The organism is Komagataeibacter melaceti, from assembly GCF_003403295.1.
GTDB lineage: Bacteria > Pseudomonadota > Alphaproteobacteria > Acetobacterales > Acetobacteraceae > Komagataeibacter > Komagataeibacter melaceti.
Window position 1 is genome coordinate 1 of sequence record NZ_QUWV01000056.1, and the last position, 26,711, is coordinate 26,711.

Annotated in this window: 40 protein-coding genes and 3 pseudogenes; 36 read left to right on the forward strand and 7 right to left on the reverse strand. The window is 56.3% G+C overall.

Annotation, left to right across the window (positions count from 1 at the left end):
- Positions 1 to 139: 139 nt before the first annotated feature.
- The gene (locus tag DY926_RS07385; protein ID WP_158551939.1) at positions 140 to 2,344 is read right to left on the reverse strand and encodes a helix-turn-helix domain-containing protein; all 2,205 of its coding nucleotides are present in this window, start codon (positions 2,342 to 2,344) and stop codon (positions 140 to 142) included.
- Between the two features lie 496 nt (positions 2,345 to 2,840).
- On the opposite strand from DY926_RS07385, the gene DY926_RS07390 reads away from it, so the two are divergent.
- The 29 genes and pseudogenes from DY926_RS07390 to DY926_RS07545 all read left to right on the forward strand — a co-directional run bounded on the left by DY926_RS07390 (position 2,841) and on the right by DY926_RS07545 (position 17,583).
- Entirely contained in the window at positions 2,841 to 3,221 is a 381-nt protein-coding gene (locus DY926_RS07390; RefSeq protein ID WP_116702790.1) for a DUF2924 domain-containing protein, read from the forward strand.
- A 561-nt stretch (positions 3,222 to 3,782) separates the two neighbouring features.
- Positions 3,783 to 4,103, forward strand: a pseudogene (locus DY926_RS07395) (WGR domain-containing protein).
- 53 nt (positions 4,104 to 4,156) lie between these two features.
- Entirely contained in the window at positions 4,157 to 4,735 is a 579-nt protein-coding gene (locus DY926_RS07400) for a tyrosine-type recombinase/integrase (RefSeq protein WP_241503108.1), read from the forward strand.
- An 88-nt stretch (positions 4,736 to 4,823) separates the two neighbouring features.
- On the forward strand, positions 4,824 to 5,078 hold the full coding sequence (locus tag DY926_RS07405; RefSeq protein ID WP_116702792.1) for a ribbon-helix-helix domain-containing protein: 255 nt from the start codon (positions 4,824 to 4,826) through the stop codon (positions 5,076 to 5,078).
- A 3-nt stretch (positions 5,079 to 5,081) separates the two neighbouring features.
- Entirely contained in the window at positions 5,082 to 5,501 is a 420-nt protein-coding gene (locus DY926_RS07410; RefSeq protein ID WP_116702793.1) for a putative toxin-antitoxin system toxin component, PIN family, read from the forward strand.
- Between the two features lie 373 nt (positions 5,502 to 5,874).
- Complete coding sequence (locus DY926_RS07415; protein WP_116702794.1) at positions 5,875 to 6,528, forward strand: ParA family protein; 654 nt, start codon at positions 5,875 to 5,877, stop codon at positions 6,526 to 6,528.
- On the forward strand, positions 6,525 to 6,845 hold the full coding sequence (locus tag DY926_RS07420; RefSeq protein ID WP_196778566.1) for a hypothetical protein: 321 nt from the start codon (positions 6,525 to 6,527) through the stop codon (positions 6,843 to 6,845). The genes DY926_RS07415 and DY926_RS07420 overlap by 4 nt, the downstream gene beginning before the upstream one ends.
- Complete coding sequence (locus tag DY926_RS07425) at positions 6,842 to 7,792, forward strand: replication initiator protein A (RefSeq protein ID WP_116702795.1); 951 nt, start codon at positions 6,842 to 6,844, stop codon at positions 7,790 to 7,792. Before DY926_RS07420 ends, DY926_RS07425 begins: the two co-directional genes overlap by 4 nt.
- A 915-nt stretch (positions 7,793 to 8,707) precedes the next feature.
- Positions 8,708 to 8,881 (forward strand): DUF4160 domain-containing protein, encoded by a 174-nt coding sequence (locus DY926_RS07430; RefSeq protein WP_116702796.1) that lies wholly within the window; start codon positions 8,708 to 8,710, stop codon positions 8,879 to 8,881.
- The gene (locus DY926_RS07435; protein ID WP_116702797.1) at positions 8,871 to 9,278 is read left to right on the forward strand and encodes a DUF2442 domain-containing protein; all 408 of its coding nucleotides are present in this window, start codon (positions 8,871 to 8,873) and stop codon (positions 9,276 to 9,278) included. Before DY926_RS07430 ends, DY926_RS07435 begins: the two co-directional genes overlap by 11 nt.
- 290 nt (positions 9,279 to 9,568) lie before the next feature.
- Positions 9,569 to 9,769 carry a CopG family antitoxin gene (locus DY926_RS07440; protein ID WP_116702798.1) on the forward strand — a complete coding sequence of 67 codons (201 nt, stop codon included), beginning with the start codon at positions 9,569 to 9,571 and terminating at the stop codon, positions 9,767 to 9,769.
- A gap of 62 nt (positions 9,770 to 9,831) precedes the next feature.
- Complete coding sequence (locus DY926_RS07445) at positions 9,832 to 10,011, forward strand: type II toxin-antitoxin system HicA family toxin (protein ID WP_116702799.1); 180 nt, start codon at positions 9,832 to 9,834, stop codon at positions 10,009 to 10,011.
- 10 nt (positions 10,012 to 10,021) lie between these two features.
- The gene (locus tag DY926_RS07450) at positions 10,022 to 10,438 is read left to right on the forward strand and encodes a type II toxin-antitoxin system HicB family antitoxin (RefSeq protein ID WP_116702800.1); all 417 of its coding nucleotides are present in this window, start codon (positions 10,022 to 10,024) and stop codon (positions 10,436 to 10,438) included.
- Between the two features lie 76 nt (positions 10,439 to 10,514).
- A complete protein-coding gene (locus tag DY926_RS07455) occupies positions 10,515 to 10,769 on the forward strand; it encodes a hypothetical protein (protein WP_116702801.1) in 255 nt (84 codons plus the stop codon).
- A gap of 184 nt (positions 10,770 to 10,953) precedes the next feature.
- Positions 10,954 to 11,193: a ribbon-helix-helix domain-containing protein gene (locus tag DY926_RS07460; RefSeq protein ID WP_116702802.1), complete on the forward strand. Its 240-nt coding sequence runs from the start codon at positions 10,954 to 10,956 to the stop codon at positions 11,191 to 11,193.
- Positions 11,175 to 11,615, forward strand: a complete 441-nt coding sequence (locus DY926_RS07465) for a putative toxin-antitoxin system toxin component, PIN family (protein WP_241503109.1) — start codon at positions 11,175 to 11,177, stop codon at positions 11,613 to 11,615. The genes DY926_RS07460 and DY926_RS07465 overlap by 19 nt, the downstream gene beginning before the upstream one ends.
- Positions 11,616 to 12,111: 496 nt before the next feature.
- Positions 12,112 to 12,363 (forward strand): annotated as a pseudogene (locus DY926_RS07475) (DUF2442 domain-containing protein); the annotation flags it as partial.
- A 102-nt stretch (positions 12,364 to 12,465) separates the two neighbouring features.
- On the forward strand, positions 12,466 to 12,693 hold the full coding sequence (locus DY926_RS07480) for an AbrB/MazE/SpoVT family DNA-binding domain-containing protein (protein ID WP_026019902.1): 228 nt from the start codon (positions 12,466 to 12,468) through the stop codon (positions 12,691 to 12,693).
- On the forward strand, positions 12,690 to 13,085 hold the full coding sequence (locus DY926_RS07485) for a type II toxin-antitoxin system death-on-curing family toxin (protein ID WP_116702803.1): 396 nt from the start codon (positions 12,690 to 12,692) through the stop codon (positions 13,083 to 13,085). The genes DY926_RS07480 and DY926_RS07485 overlap by 4 nt, the downstream gene beginning before the upstream one ends.
- A 126-nt stretch (positions 13,086 to 13,211) precedes the next feature.
- The gene (locus DY926_RS07490; RefSeq protein WP_070324346.1) at positions 13,212 to 13,457 is read left to right on the forward strand and encodes a type II toxin-antitoxin system Phd/YefM family antitoxin; all 246 of its coding nucleotides are present in this window, start codon (positions 13,212 to 13,214) and stop codon (positions 13,455 to 13,457) included.
- Positions 13,454 to 13,840: a type II toxin-antitoxin system VapC family toxin gene (locus tag DY926_RS07495; RefSeq protein ID WP_116702804.1), complete on the forward strand. Its 387-nt coding sequence runs from the start codon at positions 13,454 to 13,456 to the stop codon at positions 13,838 to 13,840. The genes DY926_RS07490 and DY926_RS07495 overlap by 4 nt, the downstream gene beginning before the upstream one ends.
- A gap of 436 nt (positions 13,841 to 14,276) precedes the next feature.
- Positions 14,277 to 14,543 carry a type II toxin-antitoxin system RelE/ParE family toxin gene (locus DY926_RS17820; RefSeq protein WP_241503110.1) on the forward strand — a complete coding sequence of 89 codons (267 nt, stop codon included), beginning with the start codon at positions 14,277 to 14,279 and terminating at the stop codon, positions 14,541 to 14,543.
- 106 nt (positions 14,544 to 14,649) lie between these two features.
- A complete protein-coding gene (locus DY926_RS07515) occupies positions 14,650 to 14,946 on the forward strand; it encodes a BrnT family toxin (RefSeq protein WP_241503111.1) in 297 nt (98 codons plus the stop codon).
- Positions 14,915 to 15,256 carry a BrnA antitoxin family protein gene (locus DY926_RS07520; RefSeq protein WP_116702807.1) on the forward strand — a complete coding sequence of 114 codons (342 nt, stop codon included), beginning with the start codon at positions 14,915 to 14,917 and terminating at the stop codon, positions 15,254 to 15,256. The genes DY926_RS07515 and DY926_RS07520 overlap by 32 nt, the downstream gene beginning before the upstream one ends.
- Before the next feature lie 124 nt (positions 15,257 to 15,380).
- Positions 15,381 to 15,635 carry a hypothetical protein gene (locus DY926_RS07525; RefSeq protein ID WP_116702808.1) on the forward strand — a complete coding sequence of 85 codons (255 nt, stop codon included), beginning with the start codon at positions 15,381 to 15,383 and terminating at the stop codon, positions 15,633 to 15,635.
- Between the two features lie 195 nt (positions 15,636 to 15,830).
- Complete coding sequence (locus DY926_RS07530) at positions 15,831 to 16,076, forward strand: FitA-like ribbon-helix-helix domain-containing protein (RefSeq protein WP_116702809.1); 246 nt, start codon at positions 15,831 to 15,833, stop codon at positions 16,074 to 16,076.
- Positions 16,073 to 16,495: a type II toxin-antitoxin system VapC family toxin gene (locus tag DY926_RS07535; RefSeq protein ID WP_116702810.1), complete on the forward strand. Its 423-nt coding sequence runs from the start codon at positions 16,073 to 16,075 to the stop codon at positions 16,493 to 16,495. The genes DY926_RS07530 and DY926_RS07535 overlap by 4 nt, the downstream gene beginning before the upstream one ends.
- 349 nt (positions 16,496 to 16,844) lie before the next feature.
- Complete coding sequence (locus DY926_RS17255; RefSeq protein ID WP_158551941.1) at positions 16,845 to 17,162, forward strand: hypothetical protein; 318 nt, start codon at positions 16,845 to 16,847, stop codon at positions 17,160 to 17,162.
- 61 nt (positions 17,163 to 17,223) lie between these two features.
- Complete coding sequence (locus tag DY926_RS07545) at positions 17,224 to 17,583, forward strand: helix-turn-helix domain-containing protein (protein ID WP_241503112.1); 360 nt, start codon at positions 17,224 to 17,226, stop codon at positions 17,581 to 17,583.
- A 30-nt stretch (positions 17,584 to 17,613) separates the two neighbouring features.
- Here the strand turns inward: DY926_RS07545 and DY926_RS07550 are convergent, their stop codons facing one another.
- The 6 genes and pseudogenes from DY926_RS07550 to DY926_RS07570 all read right to left on the reverse strand — a co-directional run bounded on the left by DY926_RS07550 (position 17,614) and on the right by DY926_RS07570 (position 20,028).
- A complete protein-coding gene (locus DY926_RS07550; protein ID WP_241503113.1) occupies positions 17,614 to 18,117 on the reverse strand; it encodes a MucR family transcriptional regulator in 504 nt (167 codons plus the stop codon).
- Positions 18,118 to 18,171: 54 nt separating this feature from the next.
- Positions 18,172 to 18,339 (reverse strand): annotated as a pseudogene (traD, locus tag DY926_RS17825) (conjugal transfer protein TraD); the annotation flags it as partial.
- 3 nt (positions 18,340 to 18,342) lie between these two features.
- Positions 18,343 to 18,678, reverse strand: coding sequence for a hypothetical protein (locus tag DY926_RS07555; RefSeq protein WP_227744529.1), 336 nt, complete (start codon positions 18,676 to 18,678; stop codon positions 18,343 to 18,345).
- Positions 18,675 to 19,286: a CatB-related O-acetyltransferase gene (locus tag DY926_RS07560; RefSeq protein ID WP_116702812.1), complete on the reverse strand. Its 612-nt coding sequence runs from the start codon at positions 19,284 to 19,286 to the stop codon at positions 18,675 to 18,677. Before DY926_RS07560 ends, DY926_RS07555 begins: the two co-directional genes overlap by 4 nt.
- A 78-nt stretch (positions 19,287 to 19,364) precedes the next feature.
- Positions 19,365 to 19,604, reverse strand: coding sequence for a conjugal transfer protein TraD (locus tag DY926_RS07565; RefSeq protein ID WP_116702813.1), 240 nt, complete (start codon positions 19,602 to 19,604; stop codon positions 19,365 to 19,367).
- A gap of 64 nt (positions 19,605 to 19,668) precedes the next feature.
- Positions 19,669 to 20,028 carry a conjugal transfer protein TraD gene (locus DY926_RS07570; RefSeq protein WP_186336108.1) on the reverse strand — a complete coding sequence of 120 codons (360 nt, stop codon included), beginning with the start codon at positions 20,026 to 20,028 and terminating at the stop codon, positions 19,669 to 19,671.
- A gap of 96 nt (positions 20,029 to 20,124) precedes the next feature.
- Here DY926_RS07570 and traA point away from each other — a divergent pair, with 96 nt between their 5' ends.
- The 7 genes from traA to DY926_RS07605 all read left to right on the forward strand — a co-directional run bounded on the left by traA (position 20,125) and on the right by DY926_RS07605 (position 26,250).
- Positions 20,125 to 23,496, forward strand: coding sequence for a Ti-type conjugative transfer relaxase TraA (traA, locus tag DY926_RS07575; protein WP_116702814.1), 3,372 nt, complete (start codon positions 20,125 to 20,127; stop codon positions 23,494 to 23,496).
- 46 nt (positions 23,497 to 23,542) lie between these two features.
- Positions 23,543 to 23,965 carry a putative toxin-antitoxin system toxin component, PIN family gene (locus DY926_RS07580; protein ID WP_116702815.1) on the forward strand — a complete coding sequence of 141 codons (423 nt, stop codon included), beginning with the start codon at positions 23,543 to 23,545 and terminating at the stop codon, positions 23,963 to 23,965.
- Complete coding sequence (locus tag DY926_RS07585) at positions 23,962 to 24,225, forward strand: toxin-antitoxin system HicB family antitoxin (protein WP_041250516.1); 264 nt, start codon at positions 23,962 to 23,964, stop codon at positions 24,223 to 24,225. The genes DY926_RS07580 and DY926_RS07585 overlap by 4 nt, the downstream gene beginning before the upstream one ends.
- A gap of 85 nt (positions 24,226 to 24,310) precedes the next feature.
- A complete protein-coding gene (locus DY926_RS07590) occupies positions 24,311 to 24,562 on the forward strand; it encodes a FitA-like ribbon-helix-helix domain-containing protein (protein ID WP_010512463.1) in 252 nt (83 codons plus the stop codon).
- Positions 24,559 to 24,981: a type II toxin-antitoxin system VapC family toxin gene (locus DY926_RS07595; RefSeq protein ID WP_110560832.1), complete on the forward strand. Its 423-nt coding sequence runs from the start codon at positions 24,559 to 24,561 to the stop codon at positions 24,979 to 24,981. Before DY926_RS07590 ends, DY926_RS07595 begins: the two co-directional genes overlap by 4 nt.
- A 64-nt stretch (positions 24,982 to 25,045) precedes the next feature.
- Positions 25,046 to 25,240, forward strand: a complete 195-nt coding sequence (locus DY926_RS07600; protein WP_116702830.1) for a type II toxin-antitoxin system VapB family antitoxin — start codon at positions 25,046 to 25,048, stop codon at positions 25,238 to 25,240.
- Positions 25,241 to 25,581: 341 nt separating this feature from the next.
- Positions 25,582 to 26,250, forward strand: coding sequence for a DUF6118 family protein (locus DY926_RS07605; RefSeq protein ID WP_116702816.1), 669 nt, complete (start codon positions 25,582 to 25,584; stop codon positions 26,248 to 26,250).
- The last annotated feature ends 461 nt before the right edge of the window (positions 26,251 to 26,711 follow it).

Here is a 26,711-nt window from a genome sequence, read left to right on the forward strand (position 1 = left end):
ATGATGCCGGGGAGTGTGGAGGCATGGGTCAAATCTCGATGAAAATTTCCGCCCTACCCGGGTCAGTTCTCAGTGAAAATCAACACCTATGAAACATATCAAGACAGATGAGCGAGATATCTCGCCCATCCATTGAAAATTAAGTTTTAGCCCAACCAAGTGGCATTGATTTAAAAAAACCAAGTGATTCCTTCGCTTGATCAATAAGATTCTTGATCTGTTCTGGACTTGTGCTGAAGGCTTCTTTTTCTCTTTCTTTTACCTTTTCTTCATAATTTTTTGCTGTTTTCTGCATAGCGGCGCAGAAGGCAGTTTTTGTCTGATCCCAATAATCATCAGATCCTTGCACAAGGCGACTTTCAACATTTGCATTACGTAATGCTTTCTCAATCGCCTTAGCAAGTCGCCGCTGCCATGAAGGGCCAAAGAGTGAGGCGACAGCAAATCCCGCGAGAACAGCCCCTGCAATTGCAATAGTGATCGGTCCACCAAGAGCAGAGACTGCGGCCATCACAGTGCCAGAACCACCGACGAGTGAGCTAATACCCAACCACCCTGCAACTTGCGCGACGAGTATATATCCGCCAAGATTGCTGCCAGCCGCTGCAATAGCACTCCAAGCAGCCAGTGCTCCAAGTGCTCCAACGCCACCCAGCGCACCCGCGAATGCCGCCTGAATGTTGAAAAGACGCGAGCCGCTATCGACGCCAAGAGATAAATTAAGCTCATAGGCAAAGTCCTTCAACATCTCATCAACTTGTTGGGAAAAATCCCTTGAGCATTTCTTTATGGAGACTTCGACGCGTTCCACAAGTTCTGATTGTACCATCGTAACGGCAAGTTTCTGAGCCTCCTTTTTGTCATTAAATGACCGTTCAATTAGTTTCTCAATTGCATCTACAGCGGTAACCGTAGAGTAGATCTCCTGAACTTTTATGCGGCCAGTGGCTTTATAAGAGTCAATTAAGCCACTTCCCTTGGTTTCTTTATCGCGGAACGATTGTAAACGTGTTGGCAGATCGGCTTTCATACGAGCAGCTTCTGCTCTGACATTTTCAATATCGTCACGGGTTCGCTCTAGAGCGGATATCCATTTCAGACTATCGCCTGTCAGTGTTTCCTTTGCAGCCTTAAGGGTCGCTTCGTATTGCGTTTTGGAGCAATCGGGCTGCGTGTCGCAAAGAAAATCGGATAAAGTATTCTCAAAATTTACACTGAGAGAGACGTCTTCAACTGAAAAAGTGAAGAAACGCGCCCTAAATTGATCCTCTATATCCATAGAGGTAATTCTATTTACAGATGTTTCTCCATTACTGTCAGATGATTTTTCATAGCCGATATAACGGTTATCCAAAGCTGACCGCAATGTTTTGTAAGTTCTTGCTGAGGCTTTCTGAATAATAGAGTTCAATTCATTTTTAGGGACCGTGTGTGATTTGGTTGCCACGATGAACAGATTAGAGAATGGCTGTCCTTCTACGGGCGGAACTTCCTTCAAAAGTCCTGAAATGTTTGCGACATCTTCATTCTTCATGAAGCCGTCTACTGTGGATATGTAGATCATAGCATCAACGATGCGAATGCTATTTTTTGCATTTGCATCATCATCTGATCCTGAGTTGCCAAAACCTGGAGTATCAAGAAAATCAGCTACATCGAGAATAGGAGAGTCAACATAAACAAGAACGATACCTGCATTTTCGGAAATCTTAGACGCTTCAGATCCGTCATGAGTGGTATAGTCCTTCAGGCTTCCATAACTTCCGGCAAGAAGCAAATGCGCCCGACAATAGGCTTCATTCGTGGAACGGGAAGGATCAAAGTTCTTGTCCATTACCCATACATTTTCGCTCTGCCAGTTTGGTTTGTCTTTGATGCTACGAATAAGACAAGCAAGGCTGGTCGTCGGCTGATAAGACGTGGTGAGTGTGTCTTTGCCAAGTAATGAATTAAGTAGTGTAGACTTGCCGGCATCAAAGGCACCATAGACACCAATAATTGGTTTTCGTCCTAGGCGGACAAGCGCCTCTCTGAGAAGGCCAAGAGAGGCCGAAATGTCGGGATGAGAAATTCTCGGAGCGCCATCAATGAATCCCAAGGAAAGATGAAGTTCTTGGAGTAGGCCCTCACGGGGAATGGTATTGATATTCAAATGGTGCGAATTGGAAACTTTCCCGCATATTTCGATCCATTTTATGGCTAGATTAAAAGAAATACTTTCCGGATTTGATTCATAGCGAGAAACCTGCGCCTGTTGAATTCCGAGCTGATTTGCTAGTTCTGTCTGAGATAGACCGGCTTCCTCGCGAAGACCTTTGAGGTTGCGTAATTTGTCTAATTCCATGTTTGTCGCTCCTGTTCCTGCCTGCAAACTAGGCTGAAGGGAGTCTAGATGGATCAAAAATGGAAGTAAACACTCATTATGCGTTTTTAGCATGTTTATCACTAAAACGAATAAAAATAACATTTACGCATATATGTTATATAAAATATGGGCCGTGAAAATCTGTCGCGTACCTCGAAGAAAAGGCTTTGGCGGATATGGAAGTCGCAACACTTCATAGGCTGCGCAACAACAGTGGACCAAGCTGAAAGAGGTAAATCGTCCTATATTAACTATAGTCTGATTGGGACAACTCGAAGCCACGGTGCATCAAGGGCTGCAAGGTGGTTTTTCCGCGAGGGTTCAAGCAGGATAAAGCGGTCTTTGCTTCGTCTCCCCCAGATAATGTCCCTTATCAGGGATAGAGGAAAAATTTCATCAATCCGAGAAATTTCATGTTGCTATTTTTCCTAAAAATCCTCAAATAATCGTTCTGTTGAATTTTGAGGAGAACAAAATGCCGACTCTGGATGTGGATTTTGATGTTTGGAAGGCCCTGACCCTGCGCCGGGATTCCGAAGAGATGACCTATAACGATGTGCTGCGCGATCTTCTGGGGCTGGCTTCTGTCGAGGAAAACCTCGGCACGGGAACAGGTTGGACCTGGAAAGGCGTTAACCTGCCCAATGGCACGGAATTGCGGGCGGAATACAAAGGCAAGGAATACACCGCGAAAATCATCCAGGATGCCTGGATGCAGAGCGGGGAAACCAAGAACAGCCCCTCTCACGCCGCTTGGTCGATTACCCAAGCCGGGGTCAATGGCTGGACGTTCTGGCAGGTCAAGAAGCCCGACAGCGACCAGTGGGTCTCACTGAATGCGTTGCGGGTAAAATAATTTTTGAAAGAGGAGAAAAGTATATGGCTGACGAACAAATGAGAAAATGGATCGATATCGTATCAAAATACGATGAAGAAGGAACGGTAAGATCATATATTGAATTCGGTGTATGGTGGACAAAGCTCATTGCTTTTTTGGTTACACTGTCAGTGATCCTGGCTGGTGTTGAAGCATGTCGGAGCTTTTCATGTCACGTTGGGTGGCTCACGAGCGTGTGTATCGGGGGGTGATACAGCGTGCCTTGTTTCTCTCGTCCCGCTTCACGTTGTCTGAACTGAGAGAGTCGGTTTAGCGAACTGCAAACATCCGGGAAAGCCACGGGCGTGTTCAAGCAGTTTTGGTATTGTGGCTCTGTTGGAGGGAATTTCCAATGCCAGAGTCATTGCCTATGATCTGGAGATAGAGGTGAAATGTTACACTATATGGGTGTACGTTACCGAAGCCTCCCGCAGGGAGGGTTTGGGAGGGTACACTATTACCTATAGTGTAACAGGCCGGGCCTGAAACCGGCCGGCCGGTTCCGCGATCGGGGCAGTTTTCCTGTGCGGGCCAGGTGAGATGTGTTACACTTCTCAGGATATCATGCCCAAACCCGTCCCGAAGGCCCCTGTCCGGCCGCCTTGCCAGCTGTCGCTGTTTCCCGAAACGGCGGCGCTGGTGCGCGTGGACCCGGCGACCAACTGCTGGCGCTTCTATTCCCTGTCGCTGCAGCCCGACCTGTTCGGCGGCATCGTCCTGGTGCGGCAGTGGGGGCGGATCGGGACGGCGGGGCGGTAGGTCTGCGCATTGTATGATGATGCCGGGCAGGCGTGGGACGCCCTCGCCCGCCAGCTCCGTGTCAAGCGCCGGCGGGGCTATCGCGACAGGGTGGCCGGATGAGCGCCCCCCGAAACCCGGGACAGCGGGCGGTCCCGGCCGGTGCCCCCGGCGGGATGCAGCTGTTCGACCGCGACGGGAGCCGCAAATACCTCACCGTTGCCGAGCGGGCGCGCTTCCTGCGCGCAGCCGAGCAGGTGCCGCGCGAGGCCCGCACACTGTGCATGACCCTGGCCTGGTCAGGCTGCCGCCTGTCCGAGGCCCTCGCTTTGACAGCGGACCGGGTGGACCTCGCCGGCGGCGTACTGGTGTTCGCCACGCTCAAGAAGCGCCAGGACGGGATCTATCGCGCCGTGCCGGTGCCCCCGTCCCTGCTTGAAGCCCTGGATCTGGTGCATGGCCTCCGTGAGGCCCAGCGCCGGCGCGGCCGTGGCGCAGGCGTCCGGCTGTGGCCCTGGTCGCGCATGACCGGCTGGCGGGCCGTGCACGCGGTCATGGTCGCCGCCGGCCTGTCCGGCCCGGCCGCGTCCCCCAAAGGCCTGCGCCATGCCTTCGGCGTCGCCGCCGTCTCCAGCGGTATCCCCCTCAACATGGTGCAGAAATGGCTCGGCCACGCCCAGCTCTCCACCACCGCCATCTATGCCGATGCCGTCGGCGCCGAAGAACAGGATATCGCCCGGAAAATGTGGGGGTAATGCATTTTGTGAAGATGAAATCAGATTGCACAGATATATATAGGCGCTTATCATGATAAGCGTATAAGACTTTATATGGAGATATGATATGTCTACTGATATGACTCGTTGGACGGTTTCAGTCTCCCGCGAAACCGACATCACCGTACGTAGTTTTCTGGCGCAGCGCGGTATGAAGAAAGGCGACCTGTCTCGCTTCATTGAGGAAGCGGTGCGCTGGCGCGTGTTCGACAGGACGATGGCGGAAGCCCGGAGCGGGTTCGCAGATATGGAGCCGGACGCGCTGGAGGATCTGATCGACGAGGCCATCACCGCCACGCGGGCAACGGACAGGACCAGCTAAGGCGTGCGTCTGGTCGTCGATACCAATCTTCTCATCAGTGCCCTGCTTTCTGAAAAATCCCTGCCAGCGCATCTGCTCGGGCTATGGCGGGCAGGACAATTCGATCTGCTGACTTCTACCGAGCAGCTGGATGAGTTGCGCCGCGTGACCCGGTATCCCAAGATCCGCGCTCGTTTGTCGCCCGTCCTGGCCGGTCGTCTGGTCAATGAAGTCCGGGATCTGGCTGTTCTCATTGTAGATCTTCCTGCCGTGGTAGTCTCTCCGGATCCGGATGACGATTATCTTTTGGCGATGGCATCCGCTGGAAAAGCCGATTTTCTGTTAACGGGCGACAAACGCGATATTTTGGCCCTGCGGGTCTATGATGGTGTGAAGATCATCACAGTGCGGGCGTTTCTGGTCATGCAGGGGATCATGCCGTGAGTGTGGCAGATGGTTCTATCCCAGCAGAAGCCAAGGGCAATCGGTAGGCTGACCTTTACCGGCGTGCCGTGCTCAAGGGGGCAGATTAAGGGAACGGGCATGCGAGTGTAGCCTGCGGTTTAAGGTGTATCTGCTGCCATCTCTTATGAATTGGTTACTCGATATAGTTGAGTGGGTGTGCTCTTTGATTAGTCTGGTCCGGCTTCATGGTTTGCGGATCGAGAGCCGTGACGTCTCCCTTGATGAAGCCGAGTGCATTAGGATGCGATATAAATTCTAAGCGAATATGCAACTAAGCGACTATGCGATTAAAGTTGTTTACTATTAACCGAATAAGCTATATAAAAAGTATAGTCGCTTAGTGGGAGACATCATGCAGACTTGGGCCGTGATTGCGCAGAAAGGTGGGCAGTCGAAAACGACGATTGCAACGGCTTTTGCTGTCGAAGCCGCCAGTGAAGGCGCAGCAGTTGTGATTCTTGATGCTGACGATCGGCAAGGATCAGCTCTCTATTGGTCTGAGAGACGAGAGGCTGATGACGTAATGGTGAAAGATAGCAGTGTTGCAGGATTGCCTTTGCATGTTTCGCGAGGACGTAAGAGTGGAAAGCTGGATCTCATCATCATTGATACGCCAGCAAACTCAAAAGACATTGCTATGTTGGCTGCAGAACAAGCTGACTTTGTAGTAATCCCAGTCGCTCCGCGTGGGTTGGATGTTCATTCTGTGCTTCAAACGATAAAGCAGGTTCAGCAAGCAGGAACACCTTTTGCTGTGATCCTCACCCAGGTTCCTTACCAAGGTTCAGAAGGGAAAGATGCTCGAGCGGGCTTCATCGCTAAAGGCGTCACTATGTTCGATACAGAACTTCATTTTCGTAAGGATTTTTATAGAGCAACACCGATTGGGAAAACTGCTGCCGAATTGGATCCAGATGGTAAGGCCGCAGCTGAACTACGCTCTGCTTATGCTGAGGCTAAGCGACTAAGCGATTATTCGAATAAACCATTAAGCGAGATAGTATGATGGTGAAACCCAAGAAAGCATCGGCATTAGCCGGCATTTTTGAGGAAGAAAGTGCCCCTGTATCTCCGACGGTTGTAGCAGAAAATGTGCCTAAAGAGGCTACTACCCGATCACCTCTTGATGGGAACGCACCTTCACCACGCAAGAAAAATAGTCATCCTGGCAAAAAACCGGTTTTGATCCATATCCCAGAGGATATGCACCGTACACTCCGTCAGCTGAGTGTAGAGGAAGGTGGAGAACCTTTGACGGTTATTACCGAGCGTTTATTGCGCCAATATCTGGTGCAGCGAGGGCACACTAGGTTTGCACCATGAGTAAACGGCGTGATCCGAACCCCGAGTTCGACTTTTTTATTCCGTTAATGAATGATCTTCCGTTGAAAGATCAGCGGGAAGTGATGGAGCGGCCATTTTTCTCACTTCAGAAACGTAAACGTCTTAAGCCAATTGAATATCGTAGTCCAAATGGCGAAGCATGGGTGAAAGTTGAAGCCATGCCAGCTTATGGCATGGCGACAATATGGGATGCCGACATTCTTGTGTGGGCTGCTTCCGTATTAAATCGGATGAAAGAACAGGGGATCAATGATCTTCCGCGAACGCTTACAACAACAACCTATGATTTGTTGCGCGGTATTCGACGGGGAACAGGGGGACGTGCTTATCAGGAATTGCAAGCTGCTCTTTCGCGTCTAGAAACAACATCCATCCGTACATCATTACGGGCACCTAAGCGCCGTAATGAGGCTCAGTTTGGATGGTTGGATGGATGGACGCTGGAAGTAGATCCAGACACAGATCAGCCGCGTGGAATGACGATCACCCTATCAAACTGGGTTTATGAAGGCATTGTAAGTGAGCGATCCTTGCTGACAATGCATCAGGATTATTTTCTTTTATCTGGTGGATTAGAGCGGGCCCTCTATCGGATCGCACGTAAACATGCTGGTCACCAGCGAGGTGGGTGGATATGCCGTGTCGAGGTGCTGCATGAAAAAACAGGTAGCGATGCGCAGCCTAAAGAATTTAAGCGTATGCTGCGGAAGATCATCGAAGCAGACCAACTTCCGGATTACACCATGTCGATGACTCAGACTGTTGAAGGCACACCGGCAGTGATGTTTCAGTTGCGAGGTATTGAGGCAGCGACTGAGCTGCATAGGAAGCTCGAACAAGAAAGAGAGCGCGTAGAAGCAGATCGTCGGCGTGCTGAAGAGGTGGATGGGTTGATGGATCGTTTGTCACGAGGGCGGTCTCGTTAAACTATCGTGGTTTCACCCACCCAATGAGTTCTCTCTGTAGTCAAAATGAGAGTTACTACGACTCGAAACCACTCAAGCTATAGGGAATGCTGCGTTTTCCTGTGGATAAGTATGGTCACCTGTCGTGGTTTCACCCACCCAAGCATCGTGGTTTCACCCACCCAAGCATCGTGGTTTCACCCACCTAAACACGTGGTTTCACCCACCGCCCATACCCGTAACAGACTGTTATTAATCGTGTTTTCATAGGTTTTTTCGCGCTTAACTCTCTTAACTATATATTTTAACAAAATTCTTAACAAAAAAGCACCGCCTCTTGGGATTACGCCCCCGCCGGCTCGCGGCCTACGGCCGCCCCGATCGTGCTTCGCGCGATCTCCCACCCGGCATCCCCCTGCTCGCCCTTTCAGGGCTACGCCAAACGGACACGCCTACGGCGCAAAATCGTAATCTGACGATGCGTTCACGCATCATCTCTCCACCAGCACCTTCCTCTCCTGCGTCGGCGCCTTCGACGCCCTACGGGGCTCCCGCCCCGCGCTCGCCCGACGCCTGCAACACCAGAAGAACCGGGCAAGACCGTAATTTGCTCAAGATGCACCGGAGTTCAGGTGATCATTCAGCAGCTCACGTGTTGCAGCATGCCCACCAGACGCCACAGGATGGCCGTACAGGCGTTCCCGTGTGTAATTGCTATGTCGGGTGGAGATAACGGGAATTGCGCTTTGTACGGCCTCCCAGAGCGCTCTGCTGGTTTTATCAGGGATTGATGGGCCGTCCAGATATTCTCCTTCTGACTTTCAGCGGGATGGTTCTAATTGAAAAACCCAAGCGCTAGGGATATGGTGAATTATACCGACGCTTCTACGCATCAATGGATTTCGTGTCGTGATTTACACGGCAGATCATGGGCCAATGCACGTTCACGTCATAAGCGCGGATGGGGAAGCGGTGATCGAAATTGGCCAGAAAGCCCGACTGATACGGACAGGCGGCATGAAAGATAAGGCTATACAGGAAGCCCTTGTCATCGTGCAGGACCACGCTGAGATGCTGGCTGAAGCATGGGAGACGATACATGGCGAATAACGTGGACTATCAGGCCGCTCGTGAAGCAGAGGCGCTCCATAGAGCGGCAATTCCTCATGCTGTCTCCGCACGGTTTATCCGTGCGCGCCGCGCCCTTCATGTCACGCTTTCCAACGGTGTTGAGATGAGCGTGCCTGTGGATCTGCTACAGGATCTGCAAGGCGCTTCCCTGAATGATCTGGCCAAGATCGAGATCACCCCGTTGGGTAATGGCCTTCACTGGCCCCGTCTTGATGCCGATGTTCTGGTCGAAGGTCTGATCCACGGTATCTACGGTTCCCGAAGCTGGATGGCAGCACAGATGGGACGTGTGGGCGGATCATCCGCCAGTCCGGCAAAGGCGGCGGCGGCACGCCGGAATGGTGCTAAAGGCGGTCGGCCAAGGAACGTCGCGTAAGATCGTCACCGCCTTTCAGGCGGTGGAGAACTGTCGTGCCACGTCTGCTCGCTGCAACGACCATTCTTGCCGAAAGGGTGGACCGATATGGTCCACCCTTTGGCTGAAGGGGCTCGGATTTTCCAACCCCTTTGGGCATGCTCGCACCAGTGGTGCAATGGTGTATGAAGAGCCTCTAGTAGGCCGGGTCCAGTACAGCCCCGAACGCAGTGTCAGTCAGGTACCAGAATAGGGCCGAGACAGTGCCAAGAGGGGGTATGTAGTGGCTAGACAGAAGGAGATTGACCACCATGAGCAGCAAAAACAGGTCCATACCCTCGCTGCATAGCGACGAAGCGGTTGAGGATTTCGTCGCAACAGCCGATCTGGCCCGGTATGACCTATCCGATTTCAAGCCCATGCGCTTTGAGATCGAACTCAAGGCGGCCACCCGCAACATGCGCCTATCGGCGTCCTTGCTAGATGCTGACGACGCTTCAACCTGGATATGATCTGGCCACATCCTCTCACGAGCTTCCTTGAATAGGGATCAGATCGTGTGTATGATGTGTAAATGAAGAGCGCCGATCTGATCCGGGAGCTGGAAAAAGCAGGCTGGAAGCTGGATCGCGTGCGCGGTGCACACAATGTCTTCAAACACCCGTCGCGACCAGGGATCGTGGTTGTCCCTCATCCCAAAAAGGATCTGGGTACCGGTCTGGTTGCCGCCATCCGCAAACAGGCGGGTTTCTAGGAGGATCATCATGCGCTATCCGGTTGTTATCGAACGGGGCAGCGAGGCAACGGCGTTTGGCGTTGTCTTTCCTGACCTTCCCGGCTGCTTTTCGGCAGGCGACACGCTCGATGAAGCCATTTCCAATGCGGAAGAGGCCGCTGCGGCATGGATCGACGCCACGCTGGATGCCGGAGAGGCTGTGCCTTCTCCCAGCACGCTCGACACCATCCAGAACAACCCGGATTATGAGGGCTGGACAGTGGGTTTTGTCACCATTGATCCGACCGTCCTCGATGATCGGGTGGAACGGGCGAACATCTCCCTTCCCCGGCGCGTTCTGGAGCGGCTGGATGCGCTTGCCAGATCATCCCATGAAAGCCGTTCCGGCATGATTGCGACCATGACCCTGCAGGCAAGACTTACGCCGGCGGTCAGAAGCAAATGAACAACCAGAACAGAGGAGATCGGGCGATGTAGGTACGCCCGGAAATCACTCCGCGCGTCATGGAGGGGAAGCTCCCATGTCTCGCACCTATCATCATAGTCAAAAACACGGCCGTGATCATCGCTGGGCCAATCGGCCGGATCGCTGTGGTTATGGAGGCTCACGTGATGCCTCTGAAGCCCCCAACTGGTACAGCCATCTGCATGATATCCGTCCAGGCCGTCATCATGACAGGCATGTTGCCCGCCTGATCATCAAGGGCGACCTCGATCCTGTCGAGGCGGTCTTTCCGTATACCGGAACCCGGCGACCCCACGAATATTACTGGTAACCTTCCGCGCGGGAATGAGAGATCATTCCCGCGTTCTGTTTCCGTCTGGATCTTCTGGCCAGACTGGACCTGTGCTTCCGTTTTCGGGGGCACCGTACAAGGATTTCAGTCTTCACTAGAAAGCAATATGGAAAACCAGCCGGATAGGTGTATAAGTGTTTATCTGCAGATATGGAGGTAAGTCATGTCCACCACCCGCTGGAATATCGCGGTTTCATCTGAAGTGGATCAGTCTGTTCGCATGTTTCTCGCCGCTAATGGGGGGGGACGCAAAGGCGATCTATCCCGTTTCATTGAGGACGCCGTACGGTCCTACCTTCTGGAACAGGCTGTAGACCAGGCTAAAGCGGCGACCGAGGATATGAGCGAGGCTGAACTGGCCGATCTGGTGAATGAAGCCGTGCAATGGGCACGCGGGCACTGATGCGGGTTGTTCTGGATACCAATATCCTTGTTTCCGCTCTGATATACCCTCGTGGCGCCCCTGATACGATCTATCATGCCTGGCGGGCGCACCGGTTCGATCTGGTCACGTCTACAACCCAGCTTGAAGAACTCAGGCGCGTCAGTCGCTATCCCAAACTCCGACCGATTCTGCCACCTCACCGGGTTGGAGCGATGATCAACAACATGCGCAAAGCGTCTGTGGCCGAGCAACTCCCCGCCTTGCCGGCTGACGTGACCATCAACGATCCCGACGATACCTTTCTTCTGACAATGGTGTTGGCGTTTGATGCCGATTATCTCGTGACGGGCGATCATCGTGCCGGTCTGCTGGAGAAAGGCCGTTTCCAGAGAGCGCGCATCGTTACGCTCGTAGATTTCTGTGCCATTGCCCTTGGTTGAGTATTTTCAGGCCGGTGCGCCTCTGGGCGGCCGGAGAACCTGAGAAACTCTCCGCTGACGGCAGGTCTCTCATGGAAAATCCGGAGAATATGCTGGTGTTCAGTGCCGCCAGTCTATGTGAAGTCACCATAAAGGGGGGCGTACATAGAACGGGCACAGATATACGCTAAGGATTATCGGTGATTGTGATGGCTTGCCGGAGCGGGCGGAGCCTCCCTTCGACGCCAGCCGCGATCAGCACATCGCGCTGGAGATCCACTGACTGGCGTTCGTCGGCTGAGGACATTCGCATATAACCGACCAGTATGTACGATAAACCTCACCAGAAGATTTTCCGCACAGTAATGCAAAGCGACATGGTTTGTCGTGCAGTTTTTGCTACCTTGGCGGCTATCCTTTCCCGGCAAGAAAAAATGACGAGAAACACCTGTTTCCCGTTATATACCCTCAGCATCCGGCCTTAGCGTATATCTGTGCCCGTTCTATTTACCGACCCCTACAGGATCTGCACGGCGCTTCTCTGAATGATCTGGCCGAGATCGAGATCACCCCGCTGGGGAATGGCCTTCACTGGCCCCGTCTTGATGCTGATGTTCTGGTCGAAGGTCTGATCCACGGGATCTACGGTTCCAGAAGCTGGATGGCGGCACAGATGGGACGTGTGGGCGGATCATCCGCCAGTCCCGCAAAGGCGGCAGCCGCACGTCGGAATGGTGCGAAAGGCGGTCGGCCCAGAAACGTCGCGTAAGAAAGACTGCTGATCACTGTGAGCTAGACAGGCCGGTGAGCATGGTGGTTGCTGAAACCGCAAAAGGTTATTACATTGGTAATAACATTAGGGGGATACACCATGGTCGAGCTGAAAGTACGAAAATTCGGGAACTCACTCGGGGTGGTGCTGCCCAAGGAAGTGATCTCACGGCTGAACACTCAGGATGGCGCGCCCCTGTATCTGACCGAAGCACCAGACGGCGGATATCGGCTCGTGCCCTATGATCCCGACTTCGAAACCAAAATGGCGAAGGCTGAGGATATTATGCGGCGTTACCGTGATACGCTGCATGTTCTGGCCCAATGACAGTCTTCGTCTGGATAGACGAACGCGAAGCCCTGATTCTGCATGACCGGCTGTTGGGCGCGTATGGCGGCGCTTCCGGCGTACGGGATGCAGGTCTTCTGAAATCCGCGCTTGCCCGGCCACAGCAGCATGCGGTCTATGCGGATCCGCTGGATCCAGTGCATCTGGCGGCCGTCTATACGGCGGGTATCGTCAAAAACCATCCCTTCATCGATGGGAACAAGCGTACGGGTTTTGTGCTCGGTGTGCTGTTTCTGGAACTCAACGGCTATCGTTTCACGGCAGCCCAGGAAGATGCTGCGAATGCGGTTCTCGCGCTGGCAGCAGGTCAGATGGACGAACAGGGCTATGCGGCATTCCTGACCGCCAATGTCGCATCCGAAAGGGTATGACGGCAGGCGAGGAACGCGAATGAATATGCTTTTTTCGTTTCCTGAGGTGGTCCTGGCGACATTTGCCTTGATGGACCAGACTAATATGACTAAGTCTTTTTTGAGTAAACTCAGGAGGCTTTCGCCATGCGCACAGTCAACATTCATGAAGCCAAGACCCATCTGTCCCGGCTGATTGACGCGGCCATGAAAGGGGAAAGCTTCATCATTGCCAAAGCCGGCCGGCCGATGGTGCGGGTCAGTCCGATTACGGCTCCTGAAGAGTTACAGCAACGGCGTCTGGGGTTTCTTGCTGGGAAAATCCGGGTGCCCGAGGATTTTGATCGCATGGGACAGGACGATATTGTGTCTCTGTTCGACGGTCAGGCATGAGGCTCCTTCTGGATACTCATCTGCTGCTCTGGGCAGCCGGAGAGCCTAACAGGCTGTCAGCGCGGGCGAGAACCCTGATGGAAGATCCGGACAATGTTCTGGTCTTCAGTGCGGCCAGTCTCTGGGAGATTACTATCAAGGCCGGTCTGGGACGGGCAGACTTCCAGGTCGATCCTCACCTGCTGCGACGCGGTCTGATCGAAAACGGTTATGAGGAGTTACCGATCACCAGCCAGCATGCCCTGGCAGTGGGACAACTGCCAGATGTGCATCGGGATCCCTTTGACCGGATCCTTGTGGCACAGGCTATGGTGGAAGGAGTGCTTCTGCTGACCCATGATCCGCTGGTAAAGGCTTATCCTGGTCCGATCGAAGCCGTCTGAAGGATGTCTGACATCTCTTGCAGATGTTTCTCAGCCTACCTCGTCATCCGTTACTTTTTCACGTCCTCTGACGTGGGGTCATTCAGCGACCAGCAGCGTGATGTCGGGACATTCTGATCCGTTCCCGGTGTCGGGGCCGTCAGAACACAGAGCACGGTCTGCTTTCGCCGGGTCAGCGTGAAGAGGGCTCCTGAGCAGCCATAATCCGCTGTAGTCGTAATCTGGTAGCCTTTGGTCAACAGACTGGCCAGAGAGTCCTGCACGGGTTTGAGCGTTGTTGGTACCGACAGGGGGGCATAGGGAGATTTAACGCCTGACTGAGGCAGCCAGTCCCCTGTGTTCCGGGCAAAGCCTGATGCCGGGAAGAGGAGAAGCGGCAGGGCAGCGAAAGTCAGTATACGCTTTTTCAAGACAACTCTCCTGATCAGATCCAGAGGTGTCGGCGGATGAGCGCACGACGGCCTTCAAGCGTGATTTCAAACGGGTGGCGAAGGGACCGCATCGAGCTGCCCTGGATACCGATCTGCGGCGGATTATCGAGCTTCTGGTGGCTGATGCGCCATTGGAAACGCCTGTACCTCTAGCGCGCTGGATTGTTCGTGTGGTGCAGTTCATCTCCGGCCGAAAATCAGGGGCAGATATGGCCCGGCTCTATGGGGTTAGCCAGTCAACCGTCTCACACATCGTCGCCGCCCACGCTTAGCAGGCAATTTTTAACAGATCGTGCGGTGACCCCACGTCCGTGAACCTATGGAACCTTGCAAAATCAGACTCATGTAACTACAATTACGTAACTACCGGAGCGGATTGTGACCATATGGGGATGGGATCCTGAAAAGGATGCAAAAAACAGAACGAAGCATAAGCTGCCTCTCGAAGTCGGCAGGCTCGTTCTCGATGATGATCCGCTCGCGTTGTCTGTCCCCGATCCCCACCCCGACGGGGATCGGTGGAGAACCATAGGAAAGGTGCAAGGCGTCACAACTCTTTTCGTCGTTCATACAGAACCTGTGAAAGACGAGGATGATGGTGAGGAATACGGTCGTATTATCAGCGTAAGAAAGGCAACAGCCCATGAGCGCGAAGCATATGAAAACGGACCCTGATCTGCTGAAGGCACTACGGGCTGTAGAAGCGATGCCTGACGATCAGATTGTGACAGACGATGAAGCACCAGAAATTCACGACTGGTCACATGCGGAACGAGGACGTTTCTATCGTCCTCGTAAAATACAGAAAACGGTGCGGTTTGATGCCGATGTCGTGGCTTTCTTCGAGAAAGGCGGACCCGGCTATCAGACACGTATGAATAACGCGCTGCGTGAAATTATGAATCGTGCCCTACGCAGCGTACCCAGCAAAACAGATTCAAAATCTGAGCGGCCTCCACGGCGCGGAAAGAGCGTGCACGTATAAGGACGGTTTCGGCTTTCCTATGCTTACTTGCGTGCTCCAGATGGCTGACAACCAGAACAGAGGAGATCGGGCGATGTAGGTACGCTCGGAAATCACTCCGCGCGTCATGGAGGGAAAGCTTCCCATGTCTCGCACCTATCATCACAGCCGCAAACACGGCCGAGATCATCGCTGGGCCAACCGGTCGGATCGCTGTGGCTATGGAGGCTCACGTGAAGCCTCTGAATCTCCAAACTGGTACAGCCATCTGCACGATATCCGTCCTGCCCGTCATCATGACAGGCATGTTGCCCGCCTGATCATCAAGGGCGACCTTGATCCTGTCGAGGCGGTCTTTCCGTATACCGGAACCCGGCGGCCCCACGAATATTACTGGTAAACTTCAGCGCGGGAATGAGAGATCGTTCCCGCGTTCTGTTTCCGTCTGGATTTTCAGGTCAGTTTGGATCTGCGCTTCCGTTTTCAGCTTGGTGTGGGATTTCGTTTCTTCCCCCAAATACCCCAATCCGACCTGATGATTGCAAAACTGCGAAGTCAATGACTACAATGCTGTCATTGCTTTCAGGAGGTTTCCATGGCCGTGATGACCATCCGCAATATTGACGATAGTCTCAAGCAGCGGCTTCGTCTGCGCGCAGCCCAGCATGGGCGTTCTATGGAAGAAGAGGTGCGCGATATCCTGCGCTCGGCTCTTGCCGCTGAAGTCTCTCAGGGGGTAGATGCCGGTCAGGCCATCCACCAGCGTTTTGCCAGGCTGGGTGGGGTAGATCTGCCTGCGGTATCCCGTGAGGCCATCAGGGACGTGGATTTCGGGGCGTGATCGTTCTCGACACCAACATCCTCTCCGAACTGATGCGCTCCGGGCCTGACGGGTCGGTGCTGGCCTGGATGTCCCGCCAGTCCATGATGACCCTCTTCATCACGACCATTACACAGGCCGAGATCCTGTATGGGCTGGCGCTGCTGCCGGAAGGGCGACGGCGAGAGCTTCTGATCGCAGCTGCCCGTGCCATGTTCGAAGAGGATTTCTCCGGACGTATCCTGCCTTTCGACGGAGAGGCGGCCTGTGTTTATGCTGAGATCGCCTCCCGACGCAGGCAGGCCGGAGAACCCATCAGTCAGTTTGATGCACAGATCGCGGCCATCACGCAGTCCCGTGGCGCATTCCTTGCGACACGGAATACACGTGATTTCCTCAACTGCGGTATCACCCTCATCAATCCGTGGGACGAGGGGTAGGAAGGGCGTCAATGGTCGCCTGAATCCGGGCCAGATCGGCGTCCAGAAGAGCAAGGACCTGCTCGGCTGGGACTGGAGGTTTCGTGCTGTTGCGTGCCTTGCGGATTGCAGCCCTTTTGGCAGCCCGTTCGTCGGAAAGATCCGTCATGGTCATGTCTTCATCGCCTGATGTCCTGCGGTAACAGGTGTTGTTGCGGCGACAGGCCGTCAGCGGGAAGCACATCCTACACCATATGGTGTCTACTTTTCATGTAAGGATATCAGAGCAGGATCTGCTTGAATTATAGGTTCATTGAACCTATAATTCAGTATGAGGTCACGGTGGACAGTCGAAGACCTGTCGTTCGAAATGGACGATGACCAGAGCAGTGATCCGATCGCAACCCTGGTTATTCAGGCTCCCGGTGTCGTTCTGATGGTCATGGCTGAAATCAGTGTTGATCGGCCCCAGAGATTCATGAAGCTGTCCAGGGCCCACATCCACGGCGCAACAGCCAATGAGGTTGGGTTCGCCAATCTGAAAACGATCGCACAGGCCGTTCTGGAAGGAATGGATCTCGATGAAATCATCATTGAAGGCGGAATTCGCACGACTGGGGCCTGTCCGGGCCATATCCCGCGTCCGTTCCGGTTCACGCGCCAGATTCGCCCTGACCCTGACGCGTGAGGGGTGGCCTGATCTCAATTCCATTGCCGCCACGATGGCGCTGTCCAGGCGTGGACTGACGATGCTGGCCGCCAAGAAGACGGTGGAAGACCTCATCAGGCAATCCTCGGAACAGGCGGAAGGGCATGCAATCGTTCTGCTGCCCATGACTGACACGATCGAGGCGGTTATCTCCGATCTTGCAAAAGCCGGGATCAGGGCGATCTATGTTGATCACAAGGCCGATGTGGATGTGGCCCTGATCCGTCGGCGTCTGAAACTCAGTCGCCGACAGTTCGCGCTCTGGTATGGTCTGGAAGAGGAAACCATCAAAGGGTGGGAAAGCGGGGAACGTACGCCGGATACCGCTGCAAAAAGTTATCTGCGCGCTATTTCCAATCGGCCAGAAGCCGTGCGTGAAGCCTACGCCCAGACGGAATAAATTCCAGACAGATCCGGCCTGTCTGGACCTTCAGGCCAGTTTTGGCCTGCGTCCGCGTTTCTTCTCTGGCAGGCGCGTGACCGGAACTTCAGCTTCCGGTATGTGCGAAGGCTCCGGTGTCGCCCTGATGGTCCGCCCCAGTCCGCTTTCCTGTGCCAGGGTAGCCCGTTGTGCCGAATAGGATGGGGCGGTCATCGGATAGCTTTCCGGCAGGCCCCATTTTGCCCGGTATTGCTGGGGCGTCAGGCCATAGACGGTGTGAAGGTGACGCTTGAGCATCTTCATTTTTTTTCCGTCCTCCAGGCAGACAATGTAATCTGGAAAGACCGATTTCTTCACAGGTACGGCTGGCACCAGATTCGGTGTTCCGGTCGTCGCCTGTCCCAGACTTCCGAGCGCCTGAAACACCGTGGCGATGAGGCCGGGCAGGGTATCCGCCAGAACCGTGTGACTGCTGACATAGGCTGTGACAATCCGGGTCGTAAGCTCGCGCACTGTGTCAGCTCCGGATGATCGTGTCTCGTGGTCGGTCATGGTCACGTCTGCCTGTGTTGTCCTGTCCTGTTTCCGGTGCCTGTCGAAGGCATGAAGCCCTGCACGTCTCCAGCGTGCTGTCAGGTCAACCGAAGCGGTATCATCGCCGCCCTGAAGCTGCCCTGCAATATCCAGGAAGGCTCCGAACAGGGTTGCGCGGTCCTCATCGGTCAGCCAGGGGATGTCGCGTAAGACACGGTTTCTCATCTGTCCGGCCTGCACAACTCAGTTCAGGGCCCAGCAGCGCGATGTCGGGACGTTCTGATCCGTGCCTGGCACAGGCGCTGTCAGAACACAGATTACGGTCTGCCTTTGCCAGACCAGCGTGAAGAGGGCTCCTGAGCCGCCATAATCCGCTGTGGTCGTGATCCGATAGCCTTTGGTCAACAGGCTCGCCAGAGAATCCGGCACCGGCTTCAGTGCTGTCGGAACAGACAGGGCCGCATAGGGAGATTTAACGTCCGACCGAGGCAGCCAGTCTCCTCTGCCCTGGGCAAAGCCTGAAGCAGGCCGGAAGAGGATCGGCAGGACAACAAGGAGCGAAAACAGTTTTTGCATCATGATTTTTCCTGTCCGGGCTCTTCTCCAAAAGCGCGCAGGAAAGCGTCGATATCGTCGCTCATCAGGAGGGGCATCCGTTCTCGTATCAATGCTTCAGGCCAGTCCCACCAGGTTACTGCAAGCAGACGCTCGATGGTCTTTTCGGGGAAGCGGTATTTGATGACCCGGGCCGGGTTGCCGCCCACGATGGCATATGGCGGCACGTCCCTGGTCACCACGGCCGCCGTAGCGATGATCGCGCCTGATCCTATGGTGACACCCGACATGATGTTGGCCCGTGCGCCGATCCAGACGTCGTTGCCAATGACGATATCCCCCTTGGTGGAATGGTCATCGGTCGCATCCGCCGCTTCGGGCCAGAAATTGCACTGGTTCTTGAACGGGTAGGTGGTGATCGTGTCCGGTCGGTGATTGCCCAGGATCATCAGCACCTCGCGGGCAATCGAGCAGTATTTCCCGATCTTCAGGCCGGCATATTCGGCTTCTATGATGATGGGAGAACCCTTGGCACCATATGTATGGTCGCCGATGTCCCAGCCCCACTCTTCGATCTCATGGGCAAGGGTGTAACGTAGGAGCAGAGAAAAGGCGTTCTTGCCGTAATACATGGGCCTCGGTTCTCCCGTTCTGGTTCAGGGTTTCGTTTGCATTCGATAGCAGACAGATCAGGTGATCGTGTTTCGCAGTCAGTCCTGTTCCCGGTCGCTGTCGAAGGCATGAAGCCCCGCACGTCTCCAGCGTGTTTTCAGGTCAACCGGAGTGGCATCATTGCCACCCTGAAGTTGTCCCGCAATGTCCAGGAAGGCCCCGAGCAGGGTAGCGCGGTCATCGTCGGTCAGATCGACCAGTCCTGCCTTCTGGACCAGGCCGCCCAGTTCGATCAGATGATGGGTGCGTTCCCGTCGCGCCTTCGCCCAGTCGCGCATGTCAGTGCGTGCCTTTCGTGCCTGATGGCGATGGATCAAGGACGCCTGCTTCCGGATCCGTCTTTCAAGCGCCAGCAGATCCGTTCTGATCGTTTCCGGTTCCTTTCCGGCCGCCCTTTTTTGCGCCGACCTGAAAGAACGCCGTCCCCCGTTCGGTCCACCTCGCGACGGCTTCGGGTTTGCCGTCCGCCTGTTCGACAGCCGCAAGCAGAACACCGGCCAGCGCCTCGATCGATAGGGTATCGGCTCCCGTCACCTCGACCAGTTCGCCGAGCTGGAGGGTCCGTTGCACCTTAAGCTGCTTCGCCTTTTCCTGAAGCGCCTTCAGTTCCGCATCAATGTCCCGTGGTTTGCGCATTTTCGGTCCCCTGTCCTGCTGGTTTGTGCCATACTCTATCACACAGACGAGAACCGCGTCACTCATCCAGACCAGTCAACCCTTGTGGCGCAGTAAAATGTGAGTGCGCGCTTATACGTCACTTCGTGACGTGCGCTTAAGAGGTGTGATAGGATCGCGTTCATGGCGATCTATCACCTGCATGCGAAGGTCATCAGCCGCGCCACCGGCCGGAGCGCGGTGGCAGCGGCGGCCTATCGCGCGGCATCCCGCCTGCATGACGTACGGCTGGATCGCGATCATGACTTTTCCAACAAGAGCGGCGTGGTGCATTCCGAGATCCTGCTGCCTGATGGCGCTCCGGAACGGTTTCTCGATCGTGCGACCCTCTGGAACGAGGTCGAGGCGATCGAGAAGCGCAAGGATGCCCAGCTTGCCCGCGAGGTGGAGTTTTCAATCCCACGCGAAATGACCCAGGCGCAGGGGATCGCGCTGGCACGGGATTTCGTGCGGGAGCAGTTCGTGGAACGCGGCATGGTGGCTGATCTCAATGTGCATTGGGATATTGGCGAAGATGGACAGGCGAAGCCCCATGCCCATGTGATGCTGTCTACACGACGGATCGAAGTCAGAACCGGGGAGGCTGTGCATGGAAGACGAGACGGAATCCCGCATCCTGAACGAGGCGGCAGGGGCGCATACGACATCACGCCGGATCCTGGACCTGATGGAGCAGAAAGGGGACGACGATCCACTCAAGCTCATGATCCGTCTGCTGACGGAAATCCGGGAGACGCAGCGTGGCATCCTGCTGAAGCTCTCGACGCTGGAGAAGCGCTTGCAGCGGCTGGAAGAACGGCGCGACTGATTGCAGCGGCACGGTTGCGGCATGAAGGCCTGGAGCAGGATCAGCCTTCCATCGGGTTCGGTGCGAAAGAGCGTTTGTGGAATGACAAGGACCTGCTGCTGACATGGCGGGAGCGGTGGGCGTCGCTTGCCAATGAACGGTTGGCTGAACTGGACCTGGATGTGCGGATCGACCATCGGTCGTTCGCGGCACAGGGGATCGACCTTGAGCCACAGAACAAGATCGGTCCGGCCGGGATGCGTCGGGAAGAGCGGGGCGAGGACGCGGAGCGGGTTGCCGACCATCTGGAGATTGCGCGGCGCAATGGGGAAAGGTTACTGGCCGAGCCGCATGTGGCGCTGGAGGCGCTGACCCGGCAGCAGAGCACCTTTACCCGGCAGGATCTGGCGCGGTTCGTGGACCGGCAGACGGTAGATGCGGAACAGTTCAGTGCGGTCATGGTACGGGTGGAGGCATGTCCGGAGCTGGTTGCCCTTGGGAAAGACGGGCACGGGCGGGAGCGGTTCTCCACGCGCGCGATGATCGGGGTCGAGCAGCGGCTGGAAGAAGCGTTGCTGGCGATGGGGCGGTCCCAGGGGCATGCGGTGCCGCTGGCGGTCAGGCGGGCGGCGATGGCGCGGGACGGGCTTGGGGACGAGCAGGCGTTGGCCGTGGGCGAGGTGACGAAGTCGCGCGACCTGTCCGTGGTGGTGGGCTATGCCGGGACGGGGAAGAGCACCATGCTGGGTGTGGCCCGTGAGGCGTGGGAGATGGCCGGGTATCGGGTGCGCGGGGCGGCGCTATCGGGGATTGCGGCGGAAGGGCTGGAAGCGGGGTCCGGGATCGAAAGCCGGACGCTGGCCTCCCTGGAACGTGCGTGGGAGCGTGGGTTCGACCAGCTGGAGCGCGGGGACGTGCTGGTGGTGGACGAGGCCGGCATGGTGGGGTCACGCCAGATGGAGCGGGTGCTGTCAGCCGCACGGGATGCCGGGGCCAAGGTGGTGCTGGTGGGTGATCCCGAGCAGTTGCAGGCGATCGAGGCGGGTGGTGCGTTCCGGGCGGTGGCCGAGCGGGTCGGGTCGGTGGAGATCACGACCGTGCGCCGGCAGCGTGAAGACTGGCAGCAGGATGCCACGAAGGAGCTTGCTACAGGGCGAACGGGTGAGGCGCTGGGGCGCTATGAGGCGGCCGGTATGGTGCGGGGGCATGAGACCCTGGAAGAGGCCCGTGCTGGTGTGATCGCGGGGTGGGACGAAGCCCGGCAGGCCGCGCCAGAAGAAAGCCAGATTATGCTGGCGCACCGGCGTGTCGATGTGCGGGCGCTGAACGAGGCGGCGCGCGAGATCCGGCGGGAGGCGGGTGAGCTGGGTGACGACGTGCTGGTACCGACCGCGCAAGGCGAGCGGGTGTTCGCGGACGGGGAGCGTGTCTACTTCCTGCGCAATGACCGGGCGCTGGGGGTAAAGAACGGCACGCTAGGCACGGTGCGGGGTATTACGGGGTCGGTCGAGGCCGGGGATCTCGTGCTGTCGGTGCAGCTTGATGGGAAAGAGGGGGGTGGGCATGGCCGGGTCGTGTCCGTGTCGGTAGCGGATTATGACGCGCTGGATCATGGCTATGCGGCCACCATCCACAAATCGCAGGGTGTGACGGTGGAGCGGGCGCATGTGCTGGCGACGGGCAGCATGGACCGGCACGGGGCGTATGTGGCGCTGTCGCGGCATCGGGAGAGCGTGTCCGTTCATTGGGGCCGGGATGACGTGGGCGACCGGGACGGGCTGGTGCGGCGGCTGTCGCGCGAGCGGCTGAAGGATACCACGCTGGATTACCCGCATGTTCAGGATCGGGATACCGGGTTCGCGCGGCGGCGCGGACTGCATGTCCCCGAGAGCGAGATCGTGGTGGAGCGTGAGAAGGCCGCCTCTGGCCCCCCGAAGGACCGGCAGGCCGAAGCGGTCCGTAAATCAGATCCGGCACCGGCACAGCAGAAACGCGGGATGTTCGACGGACTGGACCTGTCCGTGCGGCCGGGGCGTCGCACGGCGGAAAAAGACGTGTCGGCCGGGATGGAGGCTGAGGCCGGGAAGGGGAAAAATGGGGCTGAGCGTGAGGCTCCCGCCTCGCCCTTTGCTGGTTTGAGGCTGCCCCGTGTGCAGCGTGAGCAGGTGCCGGCCGGGCTGGGTGGGTTTGTACCGGGTGGTGATCCGCTCCACCAGGCGGTGGAGCAGTATGCGCGGGCGGTGCGGGACATCGGGCGCATGGTGGAGCAGGATCTGCCGGTGCTGGAGCACCAGAAGAAGGCATGGCTTGACGCCAGCACGGCCCTGGAACGGCTAAGGCCCGGGGCGGTGATCGCTCTGGAAACTGCCGTGAAGCATGAACCGGAGATCCGGCAGGCCCTGTACGGGCTGGAAGGGCCGGCACGGGCGCGCAGGCTGGTCGAGGGGCTGGAACATGAGGACAAGGTGCGGACAAGTCCAGAACTGCGGGCCGCGCGGTTCGTGAAGGCGTGGGACGGGCTGAGCCGCGAGCAGCAGGGTGTGGCGCTCAGGGAGCTGAAGCGGGACGCGCAGCTTGAATCCCTCCTGCGGCGGAAGGGGCATGAACTGGGCATTAAGAAGGGATCGACGCTCGATCATGGATTGCAGCCGCCGCGCACGCGCTCGCTGTCGCGCTCCAGGGGGCGGGATATGGATATGGGGATGTAGGAGATTTTGATTTACGTTAACCAGTGACGTCATATATGATGTCACTATGCGCGTTGTTCTTGATACGGATGTTGTTCTTTCGGGATTTATGTCACCGGATGGAGCATCCCGCCAGCTTTTGCTGGGGGCCTTGGATGGGAATTTCAGTCTGCTGCTCTCCACGACCCTCCTGGTCGAATACGAGGCGGTGTTGCGTTGCTCAGAAAATCTTTTTCGAATGGGCGTTCAGGGGGATGAAGTTCTGGAGGTTCTTGATGGACTTGCAGGGTGTTGCGTGCCGGTTTCTTTTGATTACAGGTGGCGACCGACAGGTGCGCATGGTGATGATGAACTTGTGGTTGAGACAGCAATCAACGGGAATGCGGATGCGATCGCCACGTTCAATCTGAAAGACATGCAGCGGGCCGTATCACGGTTCGGTATTCCAGCAGTGCGGCCAGGTGTTCTTTTGCGAAGGATGAGAGGATGAGTAGCAGTAAAATCCAGCTTCGGCTTCCGGAAGATATGCGGGAAGCCGCAACACGTCAGGCGGCGCTTTCAGGTGTCAGCATGAACCTTTTTGTTGCGACGGCTGTCGCGGCCCGGCTTGGTGGGCAGGCAGAAGCGGAACGGTATTTTTCCGCACGGGCGACACGGACCACGCCTGCTCGTGCCAAAGCGCTGCTGGAGCGGATTGGAACAAGGGGGCAGATCAGGGATGATGATCGTCTGGACGTGCCGGAAAACTGAATCTGGATGAGGGGATGTAGGGTTTTTCTGGAAAGATATCGAAATTATATTTATGATATCATTCTAAGAAATGAGGAGTCCTGTCATGTCCTCTGTGGTTATTCGTAATCTTCCGGAAGAGACGCATCGGGCGCTGAAGGCGCAGGCCATGCTACATGGGCGCAGTACGGAAGCGGAGATCCGGACCATTCTGGAAGCAGCCGTCCGGCCGCCGCAGCGGGTCCGGCTGGGATCGCTTCTGGCGTCCATCGGTCGGGAGGCCGGTGTGTGTGATCAAGATATCGCGGCCTTGCAGACCCGCGATCAGACTCCGGCCGAGCCGATGTCCTTCGAATGATCCTGCTCGATACCAATGTGATCTCGGAGCCGTGGAAGCCCGTCCCGGAGCCGCGTGTTCTGGCCTGGATCGATGGACAGGCGATCGAGACGCTTTTTCTGTCGGCCGTCACAATAGCGGAGTTGCGTTTCGGGATCGGGGCGATGCCGGTCGGCAGGCGGCGCTCGGTACTGCATGAGCGGCTGGAACAGGAGGTATTGCCCCTGTTTGAAGGACGTGTCCTGTCGTTCGATCTGGCGGCGTCTCAGGCCTATGCCGAACTGATGGTGCGGGCCAGGTCAGAGGGTCGGGCGATTGGCCAGGCAGATGGCTATATTGCAGCAACCGCCGCATCCCGTGGTTATGTCGTGGCCAGTCGCGACGTGTCGCCTTTCAAGGCGGCTGGTGTGCGGGTTCTCAATCCGTGGGTGGATACCTGATGTCCTGCGGCATGCCTGAGAGCGGATGATTTCATGTGTATGATTTCTATTGGAGATACACATCATGCGAACCAACATCATCATTGACGATGCCCTCATGACCGATGCGCTGAAGGCGTCTGACGCCAAAACCAAGAAGGAAGCGGTCGAACTCGGGTTGCGGACGCTGATCAGGCTGAATCAGCAGCGGGAACTGCGTTCCATGCGGGGCAAGCTGGAATGGCGGGGTGATCTTGATGCCCTGCGCTCCGACGCATGATTCTGGGATCCGTTCGTGGACCATCTGGGGCTGGAACGGGCTGCCTGATCAAGGGGCAGACTACCGGGGGAGGTATGTTGTGCAGGAAAAAGAACAAGCCGTTTGTCAGGAGACAGCACATCTTCTGAGTAGTCCGCGTAATGCGGAAAGATTGCGACGGACTATTCAGAACGCGGCTTCAGACAGTCGGCCCAACAGGCTTACGCTCCTGGCAATGGAAGAAGGGCGAAGGCGACTGCTTTTCGGAAAGCAGGAAAGGCCCGGAACGCAAGAGGCTGGTCAGGATGATGATCGTCTGGCCGTGCCGGAAAACTGAATCTGGATGAGGGGATGGTTCCATCATGAGCGAGACGGATCCGGCAGCCCGTGCGTTTGAGGATCTGTGCGCCGAAATGACGGTGCTCCGGCGCAGCGTGGAAGCGCTGCCGCAGGCATGGCGGGACAACCGGCCGCCAGACTATACGCCGGACCTGGCCAGACTGGTCAAAGCCTTGAACGACGTGGGCGCGCGCATGAAGGCGATCGAGGCCTGCCCGACGCTGAAGATGACGCCGCAGGCCTATGGGCAGGGGGTACGTCAGGCGGGGCTTTCCGTCAGTCAGGATATACAGGCCGCCTTTCATACCGCGATCCGTGCGGTTCAGGCGGAGCGGCAGCAATTGACCGACATTGTCGGGCAGGCACGCACCCGGGACCAGCAGAGCTGGTGGGTGCTGAAGGTCGGGCTGGCCTGTCTGGTTGCAGGGATCGGGTTATCTCCTGTTCTGGCGTATCTCCTGCCGTCGTCACTGGGGACGCGGGTGTCCTCTTTTATCGTGGGCGGACAGGATCGGTGGGATTCCGGGGTGCAGATGATGGAGGCCGACAATCCCGAAAGCCTGCGGCGCATAGTCCGGGCCAACCGGCTTGTAGACGCCAGTCAGGACCGGATCGCCGCCTGCCAGAAAATGGCCAACGAGACGAAGGTGGACCAGCCCTGCGTCCTGACCATCCGGCCGGATGGGCCATAGGACGAACGTGGCCCTGACGGCCTTCCCAGCCACGACCCATAGACATACCCGGAACCGATATTACGCCTACCCATAAATACCTGGTCTTCATACACCATTGCACCGTTGGTGCTGGTACGCGGAAACAGGAGTTGGAAAACCCTACCCCCTTAAGCCAGAACTCGGGCTATTTGCTCGCCTGATCATCAAGGGTGACCTTGCCCCTGTTGAGGCGGAAGCTATGGTGGAAATTGGGTCCCGGATGGAACGTGTTTTCAGTGAGGTGATGACGTACCTGCCAGAGTCTTCCTGAATAGGCTGGGTGGATCCAGAAGATCCTCAGGCGCTACGTGTTAACGAAACCGGTTTTCGTTAACACGTTCATCTGACATGTCAGCGAAACCGCAGATTGCGATCACGTCGGGATAGTGGGGTGATGCCTGTCCGGTGGGTATGAAAGGAACACGGCGAGAAGGCGCGTC